The sequence below is a fragment of the Endozoicomonas sp. genome (assembly GCF_051008435.1).
GTDB lineage: Bacteria > Pseudomonadota > Gammaproteobacteria > Pseudomonadales > Endozoicomonadaceae > Endozoicomonas_A.
In genome coordinates, this window is record NZ_JBPCXO010000491.1 from 1 (window position 1) to 17,455 (window position 17,455).

Genomic DNA, 17,455 nt, shown 5'->3' on the forward strand with positions numbered 1-17,455 from the left:
GGTTTGAGACAGTTTTTATGATTATTTGAGGCGAATAGCGAGCTATTCAACGAAAAGAATCATAAAAAATGGCCAAATCCGGCTTTTTCGCAGTAGGTCAGTGGTAAGTCCGACAGGCTCCTAGGTCAAAGGCAAGATGTTGTCAGAGTAAACCGGTCAGAAATAGACAGTTCCAGCTGATCACCCTGCTTCAATGGTCCCACACCGGCCGGTGTCCCCGTGAGAATGATATCTCCAGGCTCCAGTGTAAAGTGGCGACTTATATAGCTGATCAGCCCCGGGATAGACGTCAGCATATGAGCTGAAGTGTCCTTCTGGCGGGTTTCACCATTGATCTTGAGGCTGAAGTGAATGTCATCAAGATTGGACAGATGTTCCTTGGCAATGAAACCAGAGACCGGGCAGCTGCCATCAAAAGCTTTGGCTATTTCCCAGGGCAGCCCTTTTGCTTTCAGGCGAGACTGGACATCACGAAGAGTCAGGTCGAGAGCCAGGCCCATCGCCTTGATGGCACTAATGCTTTCATTTTCGCTGGCATTATGGAGTCGAGTATCAATCAGGATCGCGATTTCTGTTTCGTGATGAACTTCACCACGATCAACGGGAATGGCAAAGGGAATGTCTAATGAGGCCAGTGATGTTGACGGTTTGATAAACAAAACCGGGTCATCGGGCAGAGGGTTGTTCAACTCTCTGATGTGCTCAGCATAATTACGCCCAACACAGACAACTTTTCCCGCAGGCAGATCAATACGGTCGCCACTTAGCCAGTGGTGCCTGTACTTCATAAGGCTTCCTTCATGCTTGTTTTTTCTTGTGTTTTTATTTTGCTCATGGCCTGGCACGTCATTAGTATTTATCAGCCGGGTACTCCTGCTGCAGCTATCATTCACAGTACAAGACATTCACTTCCCCGGTTTAACTGATCACAGGAGCACGCCATGTCCGAAGAACTCCACATCAATATTCAGAACCTGCATGATCTGCTTGAAGGACAGCCTGTGGATGATTGCACTGCAGGTTCTCTCAAGCAGATTACCGATGAGTTGCAGCTGGCTCTGGCTCAGGCAGAGGGTGACATTCCCCTGCAGGATTATAATGAGCAGCTTGAGCAGGAAGCGATCAAGTTTTCTGAAGACCATCCTGCACTTTCTCAGGCTATCAGACAGATTCTGACTACGTTATCGAGTATAGGTGTCTGAGCACCTATCATAACTGCTCTACATTCGAGGTTTAAGCCCTGTAGTGGTGATTGGATAATAAATACAGGGTTTATCCGTTTGAGGTAAGGGTGTTTCTCTTTTGTATGCTATTATCCCCAGCCCGGTCGGTTATAAAACTAGCTACTATAACTATTCCAGCGCTACAGAATGACTCCGGTTGTATTCAGCCATGGGTAGTGTTTCTTTTCGGGCATCGATGTGAAGAACTTCCATGGCGAACCATTAAACAACTTTGCCAGCTGCGCAGTACGGCAGAAAAGTCATGGAAGCTCATGCGAGCTTCGTGAGCAAGTCGACCTTGAGCGAGAGAAACAATCCGAGTCAGTTGATAAAAGATTGTTCAGCAGCCAAGCCAGGAAAAGTATCTCTATCTATTTTGGCTGGAATACTTTTCACGGTAGATAATAAGACATCTGAGCTATTGTTATGCCTTCTAATTCCCTGGACAAGAGTAAGATCCGATTCCTTCTTCTGGAGGGGGTTCATCAGTCTGCTGTGGAAGTGCTTGAAGCTTCCGGTTACACCAACATTGATTATGTGTCCAAGTCCCTGCCGGAAGACGAGCTGAAGCGCCGGATTTCCGAAGCACACTTTGTAGGCATTCGATCCCGAACCCAACTGACAGAAGAGATCTTTGCTGCTGCTGAAAAGCTGATTGCAGTAGGGTGTTTCTGTATTGGAACCAATCAGGTTCAGCTGGAGTCCGCAACGTCACGTGGCATTCCAGTCTTTAATGCACCCTATTCTAATACCCGCTCTGTGGCTGAGCTGGTTTTGGCGGAAGCCATATTGTTGTTAAGAGGGGTTCCAGAAAAAAATGCTGTAGCCCATCGCGGTGGCTGGAAGAAAAGCGCTGCAAACTCCTATGAAATTCGTGGCAAGAAGCTGGGGATTATTGGTTATGGCAGCATTGGTAGTCAGCTGAGTGTTCTTGCTGAATCTATGGGAATGGACGTTTATTATTACGATGTAGTGACCAGACTTTCCATTGGTAATGCCAAACAGGTGAGCAGCCTGAATGACCTGCTGGCCATGTCCGATGTCGTCAGCCTGCATGTTCCTGAAACGCCAGCCACTAAATGGATGTTTGGGGAAGAACAGTTTGCTGCCATGAAAGAGGGGAGTGTGTTGATTAATGCTTCTCGCGGAACGGTCGTAGAAATTCAATCCCTGGCTTGTGTGATTGAAACCGGCAAGCTGCTGGGTGCTGCGATCGACGTTTTCCCTGAAGAACCCCGTTCTAACAATGATGAGTTTGTCAGTCCTTTGCGTGGACTGGATAACGTGATTTTGACACCTCACGTGGGTGGCAGTACCCAGGAAGCTCAGGAAAATATCGGTCGTGAAGTTGCCGAGAAGTTCACCATGTACAGTGACAATGGTACAACGCTGTCGTCTGTTAACTTTCCGGAAGTCTCATTGCCTGGTCATCCTGACAAGCATCGTATCCTGCATATTCACCAGAATATTCCAGGGGTTCTGGGCGCGGTGAACAGAGTCTTCTCTGAGAACGATATCAACATCAGTGGTCAGTTCCTGCAAACCAACGAATCCGTAGGTTATGTGGTCATTGACGTTGATGCTGATCACAGTGAGATCGCACTGGAGAAGCTGAAAGAAATCGACGGTACTATTCGCTGCCGGATTCTTTACTGATCCTGACTGGGGCCGCACATAAGTCCGGCCCCAACTCTTCTACTGCATCATCTTCAAAGCTTCAATCTCATCCGGCCAGATCGTTTCATCAATGGTTTCCAGCACCATTGGAATCCCATTAAAGCGCTCATCTTTCATGATAAAGCGAAAGACTTCCCAGCCAATTTCACCCTGCCCCAGGCTTTGGTGTCGATCTTTTCTTGATCCCAGTTCACACTTGGAATCGTTCAGATGCATACCTTTCAGGTATTGAAAACCTACTGTACTGTCAAAGTCAGTAAAGGCTTCCTGGCAGCTTTCCTGTGTTCGTAGGTCATACCCGGCAGCAAAAGTGTGGCAAGTATCCAAGCAGACCCCCACCCGATTTTTGTCTTCAACCTGATCAATAATTTCTGCCAGTTCTTCGAAACGCCAGCCCAGATTACTGCCCTGACCCGCTGTGTTTTCGATAACCGCAATAACGCCTTCACTCTGATCCAGAGCTAGATTGATCGATTCAGCAATGCGGGACAGACAGTCTGAAATAGCCATTTTTCTCAAGTGACTTCCAGGGTGAAAATTAAGTCTGTCCAGGCCCAGTTGCATGCAACGCTGAATCTCATCGACGAACGCGTCACGGGATTTCTGCAGGGCATCCTGCTCAGGATGACCCAGGTTGATCAGGTAGCTGTCGTGAGGAAGAATCTGTTCGGGTTTATAACCGTATTTCTCACAACGCTCCCTGAACAGGTTGATGCTTTTCTGGGTCAGGGGCTTGGCTTTCCACTGCCTCTGATTCTTAGTGAATAGTGCAAAAGCGGTGGCACCGAGCTTGTGGGCATTCAGGGGCGCATTTTCTACACCACCGGCTGCGCTCACGTGAGCGCCAATGTATTTCATTTAGGTCTAAGTCCTTATATGGCCATCAAGAAAACTGATGGAGGATGGGTGTTAAATATGTGAATTAAATCACCCCGTTAAATAATGATTTTATCTCAGGGTGATATTGATCGCAGGTAGTATTGAGTGAACAGGAAACCTCTTCGTGAAAAAACCGTTAGCCCTGATTTTTTTGCTGCTGGCATTGCCCATGACTGTTTTTGCAAAAGCCTTTGTAGAGGGACAAGACTACACCCGGCTACCAGCCAGCTTTGAAAAAGCCAGTAAACCTACCCTGACCGAGGTTTTTTCTATTTATTGTCACAGTTGCTACCGCTGGGATCAGGAAATGATCGACACTGTGAAGAATCGAATGGAGGGGAAAGATGTCTCCTTCAAGCAGAAACATATTGCTTATGTTGCTGAATTTGGTGACCGGATCAGTGAAGCACTGGTAATTGTTCAGGGAACCGCTCAGGCCGAGAAGGTAAAAGACACCCTGTTTGAAGTGGTGCAGAAGGACAGTTCAAAGGAGTGGAAAAGTGAAGAGGCATTCTTCGCAACACTGGAGCAAAGTGGCCTCAGTAAGAAAGCGTTTGAAGAAGGGTTGAAAGATCCAGTGGTGCAGGCTCGACTGAAAAAGTGGAAAATGTACGAAGAAACTCTGCCATCTGTGCCCAGTTTCGTGGTAAATGGCCAGTATCTGGTCAACATGAATAGCATTCGGTCGTTTGATCAGTTCTATTCACTGATTGACTACTTGTTGACCTTATAAGCATTATTGGACTCCGTCAGCTTCTTGTAATCTGTCTTACACTCCATGGGTGCATGCAGTATCTTTAGTTTACGGACTTTGACTAGCCTGGAAATCTCATAAAGTGTCGAGCTTCTCGCTCTGCTATTTTGTCGGCATATTCATACTTATTGCATGGATCTGACGACAAAATGCTGTCACGGCGGGAAAAGAGCCAGCGAGTAGCCAACGAGTGGTGTTCGTTTATTTTCTATGTATCAAAAACGAATGTTCCTTTGTTTCCGCAGTCCTTGCCCTGAGTTAAACAGCTTTATGAATTTTCCGGGCTCGAGTCTCCTGCATACTTAGAACAATATACAGGCTTTTGGAGAAGCACTGTTTTGATAAAATTATCCCATCTTTGGACTGATTTCCGAACGGACCCTCTGGGGGCTATTCGTGACTGGCAAAACGCCAGAACTACCTGGCTGATCATGTTGCTGACCGCTGTATTTCTTGAGTCAGTGGCATTTTATTTTCAGTACGTAATGTATCTGGATCCCTGTGAACTCTGTGTTTACCAGCGTTTGGCTGTGTTGCTGATTGGCGTGGCAGCGCTGGTTATGCTGGTGGCACCAAAAAACAAACTGGCAAGAGGTGTTGGGTACATTATCTGGATTGCCGGTGCGGCTTATGGTCTGGATGCTTCGATAAAAATGTTGGGTTACTACTCACCCGAAGATCTGTTTATGACCTGCAAAGCTCTGCCTGCTTTCCCGTTTGATCTGCCGCTGTATGAGTGGTGGCCTCAGATGTTTCTGCCTTCCGGTTTTTGCGGGCAGGATGGCTGGCTGTTTCTGGGTATGAACATGGCTCATTGGATGACGTTTATCTTTAGCGTCTACGTAGTAGCTTATATGTTATGTCTGATCAGTCTCTTCAGGAAATCGAAGTAATCGAGTAAGAACACCTCCGGGCGCCCTGGAGTATATGCTCCAGGCGCTCAACCTTTGCTATCCCCTTAAAAAGCGCTTCAAACACTTCCAATTCTGATCGACAAAATCCCTGGCAGGCAGAAGCCGCAGAACAGATAGGACAGTGGTTCTCAAAGAAGATAAAGCCATTTTCAGTGGCTTCATAGTCAGCCATGTATCCCTCGCTGGAACGCACATTGACCAAAGCTCTGACTTTGCTTTCCAGATCTGGTTGTGGGCTCAGTGCTTCATGATATTGCTGTGCCGTTTCTTTTGAACGGTGTTCTATCAGTTGATCCAGACCCTGTTCACCAAACACATCTTTGATGGAAATCAGCATATCGACCGTGAGCTGGTCATGACGATCGGGGAAGTGTGACTGTGATTTCTCAGTTAACAGCCAGAGTTTCTTGGGACGACCAACACCTTTACTGACTTCTTCGCTGGATACCAGACCTTCTTTTTCCATTCTTTCTAGATGCTGCCTGGCGCCCATGCTGGTGATGTCGAGCGTCTTGCCCAGTTCAACGGCTGTTTTTGCGCCTTCAGTCTTGAGGAGCTGCAGAATTCTGTCTTGGGCTTTTTCACTTTTCATAGCTTCAGTATATGGAGGTTAATCTAATTAGTAAATAAAATACTTTACAAATCCGGGAGGGTGTCATAGTCTGGATATGTAAACAAAAAACTTTATATATCTGGAGGGAGTTATGAACGCTTATCTCGAACACGCCAATGTCACCGTACCTTCGATAGAAGAGGCCACCCGAATCCTTGGGACCGCCTTTCCAGACTTTCGAGTGAGAGGTGGCGGAGAGTTTCGCGGCCGACGTTGGGTTCATTTCGGCAATGAAACGACTTATATGGCTTTGAATGAATACCCGGAAGGCGAGGCCAGAAAGCCAAATTACACCCACTTTGGAGTGAATCATATTGGCTTTGTGGTTGATCAGCTTGATGAGCTTGATCAAAGGATGAAGGCAGAAGGTTATGAGCTGATTCCAGATTTTCAGGAAGAAGGGGAATTTCGCAGACGTCATTACTACTTCGACGGTAATGGTATGGAGTGGGAATTCATTGAGTATTCAACCGATGACGTCTCAAAAAGAAATAATTACTAAGCTAAATCGCGCCCATTTACAGTACCGCAATGTGATGGATCTGTTCAGGGCGCACTTTAGGAATATTGGGTGTGAAACGGTTTTTTAAGCAAGGGTGTTACACTTTTTGCCCAGTACGTACAATATCAAAATGTACTTCAAGCTCACTGGATAACTTAATATATAGGCCATAATAGTAATCATCCTGAGCGTCGGCGTGATCTTCGTTGTAGTTATCACTTTCTTCGTCGGCGAATGGATAGCACAGAGAGACTCGATAACCCTCGAAAATGAGCATGTTCATCAGAATTTGAGCATTCCGGTTTGAGAGGGAAAGTTGACCTTCTGAATAGCTTTTTAGTATGGCAATAGCCTCAATAAAATTCTCTCGCTCCGCAATGAGTAATGCTTCTGAAATTAAATCGGCATGCAGGCTGATGATTTTTTTCATGTCTCTTCTCTATACTTTTTGATCGATTTGAAAAAGTCGGCCTTTCTTAATCATGGTGTTAATTTTCTCCAGGAATTCTTCCTCAGTCATGACTCTACAGACATTGAGCAGAGGGTGGGTTTTGTTCTGATAATTGATGACCAAGCCTTCGGGTAATGGCCCCGGACTGGCTTCCCATATCCATTGCCCGCGAAAAAATCCCTTTCTTCTTAAAGTTGCAGGGCTATCAGCAAAAGATACACCCTTATCCGAGCAAGGGATTATTATCTTATTTTTGGGGACAAATGGGTCTACTGCACTTTTGACGTCTATGGGGCGGATTTTCTTGATATTGGGGTGGGTTTTGCTTCTGCTGGATCGATAGATGCTGTCGTTAACAATTTCAACCCAGAAATCCATTGGGTCAAGGTCAGTATACAGTGTCGACCTTACAAAACTTACTTTCATGTAACTTGATCATCCTTATCATTTAGCCCAAGAACCACTCTAAAGCAACACTGCTAAGAGAAAATTTTTATGGCTCAAATCTATCAAAAAATATTAGTAATACCAATATATTACTCCCATTCCTTTTCTTTGTTGTGGTAGGTGTAAAATAAACGTCAGATGTCATTTTATCTATCTGAATCAGGCTGACTGAAATGCTTTTCAGCTTTCAGCTTGCTGGTGAGCCAGTTGAGGTAATCATCAATGGTTTCGTCCAGCTCATTAGGCAGATGGTGTCTGGCATCTTCAAGATAATAGACACTGGGTTGGGTATAACGTTTTTCGAGTACAGAAATGTTGTGCTTGGCATCAACAGTCCGATCAAATGTACCCTGTACAATGAGTGGACTGACAGGAGATTTTATTTTGCTGGACTCAATGTGTCTGATCCAACGATCCATAGCGAGCACCCATTGTGTGGGCAAAATGTTGGGTGACAGAGGGTCGTTATGTGAAAGTTCCAGAAACGATTTTTTTCTGGAATTTTCTGTGTAATTACGAGGCAGCTGGGTAATAAACAGCTTCGCCAGTTGTAGCTGCAAGCGTCCAAGACTCCACATCCAGGGTCTGACGAGAGGTGCCGACAAAACAACCTGTTGGAAGGGGCTGGGCTTTTGATGAGCTTCCCGGTTGATCAGACAATCTGTAAGGATCGCACAACCCGTACTCTGGCCATAAGCATGCCATGGTTTGGGCAGATGGCCTTCACAATGCGTCAGTATGTCCTCAAGAATCAGGGTATAGACAGAAAAATCCGGAATCGTGGCGGACTTACCGCTGGAGAGTCCATGACCGGGCAAGTCATAAGCTAGCACATTGAAGTTCTGCTCCAATAGAAAGCGGATGATTCGGGCATAGAGTCCCACATGATCATAGTAACCATGCAGGAGAAAAAATGTGCCTTTGGCATTCTTCTTCTGAAACAGATGACAGGATATTTTGTAGTCGTAGCTGTTGATTGACCCCATAAAGTGACTGACATCAGCCGAACCGGTGTCGAAATCTATACCATAGAAGTTGAGGTATTCTCTAATGTCCGGATTCTGGCAGGCGTTCAAGCCTTGAGCTTCCAAAGGAAACCGCAAAGGCTTGATCTGTTCCTTCAGGCTTTCTGGATTCAGCATACGGTGCTCTGTTCGAGGATTAGGCTCAAGGCTGTCTTGCATCATGGCGTCAGGACGGCCCTTCATCAGGCTTTTTCCAGATCCTCAAGTCTGACTTCCATTTCCTTCTGGGAAACAACCTCGCAGACAGTTTCGCCTTCAGTATTTCGCTGCTTCTTGATGTATTGCACCAGAATCAACCCCCGCTTTGAACCCAGATCTGCCATAAATGTCATCTCCAACTCCTGATAGAGAGGATGGTTCATGATCACTTTGTCACCCCGGTTGAAGCTGACCACTTTGTCAGAAGCAGGTTCTTTGCCCTCTGCATTACTGTTGAGGGCTTCGACAATTAATCGGATATCCTTGATGACCTCATGGCCATTGGGGATAGGCTTGGGCAGCAAAGCCTGAACATCCTGTTCCTGACTTTTGCTCAGGCGGCCATCTTTATGGAGCTGGCGAGTGATCCGGTTAAAGTACACAATCTCATTCACACCCCGGGTCGAACGGATTTTGTGATATCGATCCAGATCTTTGAGATCCAGGTAGAGAAACACATAGCTGGGAAAGAGAATCTCTTCCTTCAGCAGACCTTTGGCTCGAACCTTAACCAGTGGGCAGTAAGCATCAAATCCCTGAATCTCGAGGTTTTCCTGCGCTCTCTGCTCCTGGCGAGGCCGGGTTTTGAGCAGGTACCATCCCTCTTGCAAGCACTCTTCATTCTGCATACATATTCCCTGAATGCTTTTCTGCTGCGTAGCACTAAAGTACTGATAGTCGAATATGAGACCTTTTGAGTGTCATATTCTAGAGGCTATCTGACTCAGTTGGCTACGATCTGAGCAGCTACATCGCAATTTCTATTCAAAGACTCTTATTATAATTCCCATGATAGAACTATGCACCGCTAAACATCTATAACGTTGATTAACATTACTGATACTCAGTTTAAAATAGTGCAAGGGTTAGAAGAAAACGTTTGCTAATAGAAAGCTGGCTTTAATGAGCCGTAATACGGCCATGACTTTTAAGAAGGCCGTTTCATGATTGTGAACGGATGCTGCAGGGCTGGATACATTGCCTGAACCTTCGGTGTCGACAGGCGCTCTTAAGTAGCCATTGGCTGTGATAAAGCGTTGAGTTTCGTCAGTAAGAAGGTAATCAACCAGAGAGTTTGCGGCTGCTTTATGCTCGGTCGTCTTGAGAATCACCAATTCCTGAAGCAGCGGGGTATAAAGTGATTGGGGAACCAGTGTTACGCTCACAGGGAAGACAATTACATTGCCACTGCCATCCGTTTCTATCACCAGGGATGCAGGCACAAAGCCTGCATCGGAAGAATTTTGTACATTCGTCCACGCTTCGCTGACATGGTCACTGACCATCAGTTTTCCCTGCTCCTTAAGTGATTGATAAAGTTCATACTGCTGTAGAACGGATTTTGCGGCATGTCCATAAGGAGCGTCTTCAGGGTCAGCAATGTGAATAGCAGGCGGACTGTTTTCAGTGATGTAGGTTTTGATATTTTCAGGTTTAACCCAATTTCCCTGACCATGCCAGAATGCCAGCAAACCCTGCGCATAGATCTTTCTGGAGTTTTCTAAAACCTTATTCTGTTGTTCCAGCTCTTCCGTTTTCAGGTTGTCAGCAGAAAGAAACACATCAAACTTTTGTGCGGGATCGCTAACCAGATCTTTCAGGTCTCCGGACGCACCATAATGTAATTCCAGAGTGTGTCCGTGCTGAGAGCGGAACTCTTCTTTCAAGCTTTCCAGAACATGATGAAAGTTTGCGGCTACGGCAACTTTCAATGTATCTGCACTGGCTAAGTTGGCATTGACGAAAAGGCATAGGCCAAGGATGAATGTTAGAAACGGTTGGCTACGGGCTATCTGGTATGTTGAGAAGGACTGCAGACGTTTATAAAAATGAAGCTGAAACAAAGTTTTTCTCCACAACTCAATGAATGAGTAACAGAGCTTAGTTCAGACTGTATAAGGTTGTAGGAAGAACAGTCAGAACGAATCTGACTGCTCGGGAAGCACTGATTTATTTTTGGCTCAGGGCTATCTTTGGCTCAGGGCTATCTTTGGCTCAGGGCTATTTGCAGGCTTCTTCCAGCATGGCTACTGCGGGGAGTTTTTTGCCTTCAACAAATTCCAGGAAGGCACCGCCGCCGGTAGAAATGTAAGACACACGATCTTTAATACCATACTTGTCGATGGCTGCCAGAGTGTCCCCCCCCCCTGCGATAGAGAAAGCGTCAGACTCGGCAATGGCCAGAGACATCGAGCGAGTACCTTCACCAAATTGGTCAAATTCAAAGACGCCCACTGGACCATTCCACAGAACGGTTTTGGATGACTTCAGCACTTCATTGAACAGTTTTTGAGTTTCAGGACCGACGTCAAAGATCATGTCGTCATCTTGCACTTCAGACACCAGCTTAACGACAGCTGGCTCATTTTCGTCAAATTTCTTGCCGCAGATCACGTCTACCGGCATAGGCACATCAACCTTTTCCATCAGCGCCTTGGCGTTCGAGATCAGGTCTTTTTCATACAGAGACTTGCCAACATTGTGACCAGCAGCGGCCAGGAAGGTGTTAGCAATGCCGCCGCCAACAATCAGCTGGTCACAAATGTCAGACAGAGATTCCAGAACCGTCAGTTTAGTGGAAACCTTGGAGCCACCAACGATGGCGCACATTGGACGCTCAGGCTTGCCCAGAGCTTTACCCAGGGCGTCCAGTTCACCCGCCAGCAGTGGGCCAGCACAGGCAATTTCAGCAAATTTGCCGACACCGTGTGTAGAAGCCTGAGCGCGGTGAGCCGTACCAAAAGCATCCATCACATAGACGTCGCACAGAGCGGCCATTTTTTTAGACAGTGCTTCGTCGTCTTTCTTTTCACCCTTGTTGAAACGTACGTTTTCAAGAATGACCAGTTCACCTTCGGCAACGTCAAAACCACCGTCTACCCAATCCTTAACCAGGCGAACTTCTTTGCCCAGCAGGTTACTAATGTAATCTGCAACAGGCTTTAGGGAGAACTGCTCATCGTACTCACCTTCTGTCGGACGGCCCAGGTGAGACGTAGCCATGACTTTGGCTCCGGCTTCCAATGCGCGTTTAATAGTAGGCAGGGAGGCAAGGATGCGGGCATCGCTGGTGACTTTGCCGTCTTTAACCGGAACGTTCAGGTCTTCACGGATCAGGACACGTTTGCCAGCCAGATCCAGGTCAGTCATTTTCAATACGTTCATCAGGGTCTCTCCATAGGAGTCTGGCAGAGAATAAATAGCTCGTTCTACTGAACTTTATGTTCAAGCACTATTCTCAGTCAGCCTCCGAGCACGGTTCAATGAAGCTCGACTGCTGCCAGGAACAGACAACAGTACTGAAGGGTAGAATTTGCACGGACAATAGCACAAAAATATGACAGTCGGTACGTAGCTTTGGCCAGATATGACGTGAATCAATAGGGTTTTCAGGACTTAACGAAATAGATCAGAATGGATGTTTGACTCTGAGGGATCTTGAAGAAATGAAGGGAAACTTTTTTCATTGATAGACCGTCAGAAAAAAGTTCCCAGTGCACAGACTTACTTTTTCAACCAGTAACTGGCTACATCCAGCATCCGGTTGGAGAAGCCCCATTCGTTATCAAACCAGCAAAGCAACTTGATTAACTTGCCGGAAATAACCTTGGTCTGGGTGCCATCCACAACGCATGAACGGGCATCATGATTGAAGTCTACTGAGGCATGGGGTTCATTGGAAAAACCCAGAATACCTTCCAGACGACCATGGGTAGCCTGTTCAAGAATCTGGTTCACTTCTGCTTCCGTCGTTTCATGCTTTACATGAACACAGAGATCCATGCAGGAAACATTAATGGTAGGAACCCTGACTGAATTGGCTTTGAAGCAGCCCTGGAGATCAGGAAGAAGTCTGTCTATCCCCTTGGCCAGGCCCGTATCGACTGGAATGATGGACTGAAGTGCACTACGGGTCAGCCTGAGGTCACTCTGGTGATAGGCATCTATGACCGGTTGATCGTTCATAGCTGAGTGAATAGTGGTGATGCTGCCGTACTCAATTTCAAGTGCATCATTCAAGGTTTTAATGACCGGAACAATACAATTAGTGGTACAGGAGGCACTGGACACAATCCGCTGATCACGATTGAGGTCCTGCTCATTAATACCGTAGACAATAGTGGCGTCTACATCGGGCTGGGCAGGCTGTGAAAAGAGCAGCTTGCCAGCTCCGCTTTCGATGTGTTGCTCGGCCAACTGTCTTTCATTGAATGAACCTGAGCACTCTAGCAACAGATCAATATTGAGGTTTTTCCAGTCAATGCTTTCTGGCTGGGTTTCGTGAAGCAGCTGGATGCGATCACCTGCCACTATGAGCTGATTTTCTGCAGATTCTACTTTGGCCGGGAAGCGACCGTGAGTGGTGTCATAACGAGTCAGATAGGTCAGGGTGTCCTGATCAGACAACTCGTTTATGGCCACGACCTGTAAGTCTTTGCGATAGCCATTCTCGTATAGAGCACGAAGAACACACTGGCCAATACGACCGTATCCGTTGATGGCTATTCGAAACATAGTTTTGCGTCAGGTCCGATACTGCTGAATTGAGCCAGTATTATAAGCGGTATTGGGATGCGAATGCTTATAGCTGTTAAAAAATATTTTGCCCCGGGCATACAGCTATACGGCGGGGCAAAATGATTTTATACCGTGTCTCTATCAGGCAGAAACCTTGGCTTCAGAGGCTGGAGTACCTTCCGGGGTCTGTTCATCCAGGGGAATGCCCTGGTTCTTAACCAGCAGAAGGGAGGCAACGGAGAGCAAGCCGCAGATGGCCATGACAGCGGCCATAGGTACTGCTGTTCCATTATGAAGAAGTCCTACCACTGCAGAAGAAACTCCACCTATGGTGAATCGCAAGGCACCCGCCATGGCATTCGCTGTACCCGCCGATTTTGGGAAATGTGACAGAGCCAGAGCATTAGAATTAGGGCCTGTCAGACCAATGCAGCTGATGTAGATCACAATGGGGATCATCAGGCCTGCCAGTCCGGCTATTTCAAACTTGGCGATGACCAGCAACAGGACGGAGCTGATAGCAGCCAGTGTGCAGCCTGCTTTCAGAATACTGAACAGTTGCAGGCGGCCGATCAGACGAATATTGATCATGTTCATGGCCATCATGGCAATGATGTTCACCGCAAACAGCAGGCCATAACTCTCTGGCTTGACCCCATAAAGATCGATATACACGTAAGGTGAGCCAGCAATAAAAGCAAACATGCCACCAAAGAAAAAAGCATGGCAGAGTATGCAGCCCATGGCTTCGCGGTTTTTCAGGACTGACAGGTAGGTCAGGCACAACTGGCTGGCCGGAATCACTAGCTTTCTGTCGTCTGAAAGGGTTTCCGGTACTTTTGAAACAGCCAGAACCATGGCCAGAGCGGTTAAAATGGCCAAGAAAATAAACAGACTTTCCCAACCCAGGAATTTCAGTATCTGCCCACCCAATAGCGGGGCAATCAAAGGGGCAACGGTCATGACCATCAAAATAGACGACATTACCTTAGCGCTTTCCTGACGTGGGAACAGGTCCCGAACCATGGCGGGAATGGTCACCATCACGGCGGCGCCGGCCATAGCTTGAAGAATTCGAACAATAATCAGTTGCAGACCGGTTTCACAGAGTGCGGCCAGAACATTGGTAATAAGAAAGGCGATCAAGCCTGGAAACATTATTTTTCTGCGGCCAAAACGATCTGAGAGCGGTCCGTACAACAGCTGTCCCAGGGCAAAGCCAATGGTATAGGCACTGAGGGTGTACTGAATAGTGCTCAGAGGCTCTCCCATAGCCTGTGCAATAGCCGGTATGGCAGGGAGGTAAAGGTCTATGGCCAGAGGGCCAAGTGTGGTTAAAGCGCCGAGTGTCAGTATGAAAAGTAGCCTGTCGCTCCTGTTTTCAATATTGATGGTCATGGTACTTCCTTGGGTATGAGATTGGTTCAATGAATGGTCATCAGAGTTTTTTGTTGTGTTCCTTCTGTCTGTTTTCCGCAGACGCGGAGTTGCGACACAGCCGTCGCAGGATTGAGGGATAAAAAATAGGTTTGCTGTCGTATACAGAAGAGATGACTATTTTAAATCTTATCGATATAAAAAAATATGGCTGATAGGCGAATTTGTAATAAGTTTGAATGGCAGACCAGATAGGTAATTAGTGAATAAAACTTCGCCTATGAGTGTCTTTACCAGGAGTTTTGGGAAGTGAGCTTTACTGAGGACACACAAGGGGGTGGTAGCAATGGAGGAGGCAGTTCAGACTGTGGTGAAGAAAAATCTCTGGTTGATCATGTTTTAGAGCATTCTGTTAAAAGCAGAGTCCATCATAATACGCCAGCCAGAGTTGTTTCCTGGTAGTTAAAATGCATAAAAAAACGGCAGATGATTGTAACATCTGCCGTTTTTTTTATAGGCCTTTAACAGCGCTTCAGGAATATAGATTCCTTATTGTTGCAATCAGTCCAGAATCTCTTCTGCTGCAGCAACAATGTTTTCTACAGTAAACCCGAAGTATGGGAACAGGTCACTGGCCGGTGCAGACTCACCGAAAGTGGTCATGCCGATAACGCGTCCGTCCAGGCCAACGTACTTGTACCAGAAGTCAGCTGCAGCAGCTTCAACAGCGATACGGGCAGGTACTTCAAGAGGCAGAACACTCTGTTTGTACTCAGCATCCTGAGTATCAAAGACGTCAGTAGATGGCATGGATACAACGCGTACTTTACGACCCTGTTCGGTCAGAGCAGCTTCAGCGTTCATGACCAGTTCTACTTCGGAGCCGGTAGCGATCAGAATCAGTTCAGGCGTACCTTCACAGTCCTTCAGCACGTAGCCACCGCGAACGATGTCTGCAACCTGCTGGTCTTCACGGTGCATGCATGGCAGACCCTGACGAGAGAAGATCAGAGCACTTGGGCCATCATTACGTTCGATAGCATGCTTCCAGGCCACCGCAGATTCTACGGTGTCACATGGACGCCATGCATTGACGTTTGGCGTCAGGCGCAGGCTGGCAATTTGTTCTACTGGCTGGTGAGTAGGACCATCTTCACCCAGACCAATAGAGTCGTGAGTGTAAACCTGGATCTGACGCTGTTTCATCAGAGCGGCCATACGAACAGCATTACAAGCGTATTCCATGAACACCAGGAAGGTTGCGCCGTAAGGTACGAAGCCACCGTGCAGGGCAATACCGTTCATCATGGCGGTCATGCCGAACTCGCGCACGCCGTAGAACAGGTAGTTGCCATCAGCGTCAGCAGGCTTAACCCCTTTTGAACCACTCCACAGAGTCAGGTTAGAACCAGCCAGGTCAGCAGAGCCGCCCAGCAGTTCTGGCAGCATAGGACCGTAAGCATTCAGAGTGTTCTGGGACGCTTTACGACTGGCTACTTTCTCGCCTTCTACCTGGCAGGACTTGATGTAAGCCGTTGCTTTCTCAGCGAAGTCGGCTGGCAGTTCGCCTTTCTCACGACGTACGTATTCTGCAGCCAGTTCCGGGTAAGCGGCCTGGTAAGCAGCAAACTTGTCATTCCATGCGGCTTCTTTGGCAGTACCGGCTTCTTTGGCATTCCACTCGGAATAGATGTCCTGTGGGATTTCAAAAGAGTCGTGTTTCCAGCCCAGACGCTCACGGGTCAGCTTGATCTCTTCATCGCCCAGAGGAGCACCGTGGCAGTCTTCTTTGCCTTCCTTATTAGGAGAACCAAAACCAATGATGGTTTTGCAGCAGATCAGAGTAGGTTTTGTGGTCTCAGCACGGGCAGCTTCGATGGCTGCACGAATGGCTTCAGGGTCGTGTCCGTCAACATTTGGAACAACGTGCCAGTTGTAGGATTCGAAACGTTTAACCGTATCGTCAGTGAACCAGCCTTCTACTTCGCCATCAATGGAAATGCCGTTGTCGTCGTAGAACGCAACCAGTTTGCCCAGTTCCAGAGTACCTGCCAGAGAGCAGACTTCGTGGGAGATGCCTTCCATCATGCAACCGTCGCCCAGGAACACATAAGTGTTGTGGTCAACAATGTCATGGCCTTCACGGTTGAATTGTGCCGCCAGGGTTTTTTCGGCAACAGCCATACCTACGGCATTGGCAATACCCTGACCCAGTGGGCCAGTAGTAGTCTCGATACCCGGAGCGTAACCGTACTCAGGGTGCCCTGCAGTTTTGGAGTGCAGCTGACGGAAGTTCTTGATGTCTTCAATAGACAGGTCGTAACCGCTCAGGTGCAGCAGGGAGTAAAGCAGCATAGAGCCGTGACCGTTGGACAGTACAAAACGGTCGCGGTCAGCCCACTCCGGGTTAGCCGGGTTGTGATTCAGATAATCACGCCACAGTACTTCAGCAATATCAGCCATACCCATTGGGGCACCGGGGTGTCCGGACTTGGCTTTCTGTACAGCGTCCATACTCAGGGCGCGGATGGCGTTGGCTAGCTCACGACGTGAGGACATAGGAATCAGGGCTCCGAAGATCCAGTCTGTTTAGAATAGGCGCATATTCTAATGCCTTCGGTCGGAAACTGAAATCGCTATATATGAGAATCCTTATCGAGTTGAAAGACTTACGTGCTTTTAACGTGAAAAACATTTTGTCGAACGGATATTAATGGCCGGGTGAGGGAGCAAAATGTTTTTCTTTCGTCATTAGGACTTACGCATTGATGGCACCTGCTAATTTTGGTAGCAGGTGGTCTTTACTCTTTGCAAAACTCTCAATGAATTTACCAACCGTCTCTTTAAATAGCCCCCGTTGGTGCTGATAAATATTCG

General features: G+C 47.3%; 18 protein-coding genes and 1 pseudogene. 6 read left to right on the forward strand and 13 right to left on the reverse strand.

Annotation, left to right across the window (positions count from 1 at the left end; translation table 11 throughout):
• Positions 1-125 precede the first annotated feature (125 nt).
• A complete protein-coding gene (locus ACR2PX_RS24485) occupies positions 126-788 on the reverse strand; it encodes a fumarylacetoacetate hydrolase family protein (RefSeq protein WP_434001973.1) in 663 nt (220 codons plus the stop codon).
• Positions 789-941: 153 nt separating this feature from the next.
• On the opposite strand from ACR2PX_RS24485, the gene ACR2PX_RS24490 reads away from it, so the two are divergent.
• Together ACR2PX_RS24490 and serA are read left to right on the forward strand one after the other, a co-directional pair.
• Positions 942-1,202, forward strand: coding sequence for a DUF4404 family protein (locus ACR2PX_RS24490; protein WP_434001974.1), 261 nt, complete (start codon positions 942-944; stop codon positions 1,200-1,202).
• A gap of 447 nt (positions 1,203-1,649) precedes the next feature.
• A complete protein-coding gene (gene serA, locus ACR2PX_RS24495) occupies positions 1,650-2,879 on the forward strand; it encodes a phosphoglycerate dehydrogenase (RefSeq protein WP_434001975.1) in 1,230 nt (409 codons plus the stop codon).
• Between the two features lie 39 nt (positions 2,880-2,918).
• On the opposite strand, the gene nfo is transcribed toward serA, so the two are convergent.
• A complete protein-coding gene (gene nfo / locus ACR2PX_RS24500) occupies positions 2,919-3,758 on the reverse strand; it encodes a deoxyribonuclease IV (RefSeq protein WP_434001976.1) in 840 nt (279 codons plus the stop codon).
• A gap of 145 nt (positions 3,759-3,903) precedes the next feature.
• Between nfo and ACR2PX_RS24505 the strand changes: the two genes are divergently transcribed.
• Positions 3,904-4,512 carry a thioredoxin domain-containing protein gene (locus tag ACR2PX_RS24505; protein ID WP_434001977.1) on the forward strand — a complete coding sequence of 203 codons (609 nt, stop codon included), beginning with the start codon at positions 3,904-3,906 and terminating at the stop codon, positions 4,510-4,512.
• 359 nt (positions 4,513-4,871) lie between these two features.
• Positions 4,872-5,426, forward strand: coding sequence for a disulfide bond formation protein DsbB (gene dsbB, locus ACR2PX_RS24510; RefSeq protein ID WP_434001978.1), 555 nt, complete (start codon positions 4,872-4,874; stop codon positions 5,424-5,426).
• On the opposite strand, the gene ACR2PX_RS24515 is transcribed toward dsbB, so the two are convergent.
• Complete coding sequence (locus ACR2PX_RS24515; protein ID WP_434001979.1) at positions 5,410-6,039, reverse strand: helix-turn-helix transcriptional regulator; 630 nt, start codon at positions 6,037-6,039, stop codon at positions 5,410-5,412. The two genes, dsbB and ACR2PX_RS24515, sit on opposite strands and share 17 nt — an antisense overlap.
• A 112-nt stretch (positions 6,040-6,151) precedes the next feature.
• Here ACR2PX_RS24515 and ACR2PX_RS24520 point away from each other — a divergent pair, with 112 nt between their 5' ends.
• Positions 6,152-6,562, forward strand: a complete 411-nt coding sequence (locus ACR2PX_RS24520) for a VOC family protein (RefSeq protein ID WP_434001980.1) — start codon at positions 6,152-6,154, stop codon at positions 6,560-6,562.
• Between the two features lie 97 nt (positions 6,563-6,659).
• Here ACR2PX_RS24520 and ACR2PX_RS24525 read toward each other — a convergent pair whose 3' ends face one another.
• The 8 genes from ACR2PX_RS24525 to ACR2PX_RS24560 all read right to left on the reverse strand — a co-directional run bounded on the left by ACR2PX_RS24525 (position 6,660) and on the right by ACR2PX_RS24560 (position 14,599).
• Positions 6,660-6,992 (reverse strand): hypothetical protein, encoded by a 333-nt coding sequence (locus ACR2PX_RS24525; RefSeq protein ID WP_434001981.1) that lies wholly within the window; start codon positions 6,990-6,992, stop codon positions 6,660-6,662.
• Positions 6,993-7,001: 9 nt separating this feature from the next.
• Positions 7,002-7,439: a hypothetical protein gene (locus ACR2PX_RS24530; RefSeq protein ID WP_434001982.1), complete on the reverse strand. Its 438-nt coding sequence runs from the start codon at positions 7,437-7,439 to the stop codon at positions 7,002-7,004.
• A gap of 167 nt (positions 7,440-7,606) precedes the next feature.
• Positions 7,607-8,668 (reverse strand): alpha/beta hydrolase, encoded by a 1,062-nt coding sequence (locus ACR2PX_RS24535; RefSeq protein ID WP_434001983.1) that lies wholly within the window; start codon positions 8,666-8,668, stop codon positions 7,607-7,609.
• Positions 8,668-9,312: a transcription termination/antitermination NusG family protein gene (locus tag ACR2PX_RS24540; RefSeq protein ID WP_434001984.1), complete on the reverse strand. Its 645-nt coding sequence runs from the start codon at positions 9,310-9,312 to the stop codon at positions 8,668-8,670. Before ACR2PX_RS24540 ends, ACR2PX_RS24535 begins: the two co-directional genes overlap by 1 nt.
• Before the next feature lie 237 nt (positions 9,313-9,549).
• A complete protein-coding gene (modA, locus tag ACR2PX_RS24545) occupies positions 9,550-10,395 on the reverse strand; it encodes a molybdate ABC transporter substrate-binding protein (protein WP_434001985.1) in 846 nt (281 codons plus the stop codon).
• A 289-nt stretch (positions 10,396-10,684) separates the two neighbouring features.
• Positions 10,685-11,848: a phosphoglycerate kinase gene (locus tag ACR2PX_RS24550; RefSeq protein ID WP_434001986.1), complete on the reverse strand. Its 1,164-nt coding sequence runs from the start codon at positions 11,846-11,848 to the stop codon at positions 10,685-10,687.
• Positions 11,849-12,187: 339 nt separating this feature from the next.
• Complete coding sequence (locus ACR2PX_RS24555; RefSeq protein ID WP_434001987.1) at positions 12,188-13,198, reverse strand: type I glyceraldehyde-3-phosphate dehydrogenase; 1,011 nt, start codon at positions 13,196-13,198, stop codon at positions 12,188-12,190.
• A 144-nt stretch (positions 13,199-13,342) separates the two neighbouring features.
• Entirely contained in the window at positions 13,343-14,599 is a 1,257-nt protein-coding gene (locus tag ACR2PX_RS24560; protein WP_434001988.1) for a Bcr/CflA family multidrug efflux MFS transporter, read from the reverse strand.
• 288 nt (positions 14,600-14,887) lie between these two features.
• Here ACR2PX_RS24560 and ACR2PX_RS24565 point away from each other — a divergent pair, with 288 nt between their 5' ends.
• Positions 14,888-15,040: a hypothetical protein gene (locus ACR2PX_RS24565; protein WP_434001989.1), complete on the forward strand. Its 153-nt coding sequence runs from the start codon at positions 14,888-14,890 to the stop codon at positions 15,038-15,040.
• Between the two features lie 99 nt (positions 15,041-15,139).
• Here the strand turns inward: ACR2PX_RS24565 and tkt are convergent, their stop codons facing one another.
• Together tkt and ACR2PX_RS24575 are read right to left on the reverse strand one after the other, a co-directional pair.
• The gene (tkt, locus tag ACR2PX_RS24570; RefSeq protein ID WP_434001990.1) at positions 15,140-17,137 is read right to left on the reverse strand and encodes a transketolase; all 1,998 of its coding nucleotides are present in this window, start codon (positions 17,135-17,137) and stop codon (positions 15,140-15,142) included.
• A gap of 199 nt (positions 17,138-17,336) precedes the next feature.
• A pseudogene (locus ACR2PX_RS24575) lies at positions 17,337-17,455 on the reverse strand (IS701 family transposase); the annotation flags it as partial.

Bases quoted from the DNA above. Each gene is read 5' to 3' on its own strand.
- ACR2PX_RS24485 (WP_434001973.1), bottom strand. From the start codon at position 788: ATGAAGTACAGGCACCACTGGCTAAGTGGCGACCGTATTGATCTGCCT.
- ACR2PX_RS24490 (WP_434001974.1), top strand. From the start codon at position 942: ATGTCCGAAGAACTCCACATCAATATTCAGAACCTGCATGATCTGCTT.
- serA (WP_434001975.1), top strand. From the start codon at position 1,650: ATGCCTTCTAATTCCCTGGACAAGAGTAAGATCCGATTCCTTCTTCTG.
- nfo (WP_434001976.1), bottom strand. From the start codon at position 3,758: ATGAAATACATTGGCGCTCACGTGAGCGCAGCCGGTGGTGTAGAAAAT.
- ACR2PX_RS24515 (WP_434001979.1), bottom strand. From the start codon at position 6,039: ATGAAAAGTGAAAAAGCCCAAGACAGAATTCTGCAGCTCCTCAAGACT.
- ACR2PX_RS24520 (WP_434001980.1), top strand. From the start codon at position 6,152: ATGAACGCTTATCTCGAACACGCCAATGTCACCGTACCTTCGATAGAA.
- ACR2PX_RS24525 (WP_434001981.1), bottom strand. From the start codon at position 6,992: ATGAAAAAAATCATCAGCCTGCATGCCGATTTAATTTCAGAAGCATTA.
- ACR2PX_RS24530 (WP_434001982.1), bottom strand. From the start codon at position 7,439: ATGAAAGTAAGTTTTGTAAGGTCGACACTGTATACTGACCTTGACCCA.
- ACR2PX_RS24535 (WP_434001983.1), bottom strand. From the start codon at position 8,668: ATGAAGGGCCGTCCTGACGCCATGATGCAAGACAGCCTTGAGCCTAAT.
- ACR2PX_RS24540 (WP_434001984.1), bottom strand. From the start codon at position 9,312: ATGCAGAATGAAGAGTGCTTGCAAGAGGGATGGTACCTGCTCAAAACC.
- ACR2PX_RS24550 (WP_434001986.1), bottom strand. From the start codon at position 11,848: ATGAACGTATTGAAAATGACTGACCTGGATCTGGCTGGCAAACGTGTC.
- ACR2PX_RS24555 (WP_434001987.1), bottom strand. From the start codon at position 13,198: ATGTTTCGAATAGCCATCAACGGATACGGTCGTATTGGCCAGTGTGTT.
- ACR2PX_RS24560 (WP_434001988.1), bottom strand. From the start codon at position 14,599: ATGACCATCAATATTGAAAACAGGAGCGACAGGCTACTTTTCATACTG.
- tkt (WP_434001990.1), bottom strand. From the start codon at position 17,137: ATGTCCTCACGTCGTGAGCTAGCCAACGCCATCCGCGCCCTGAGTATG.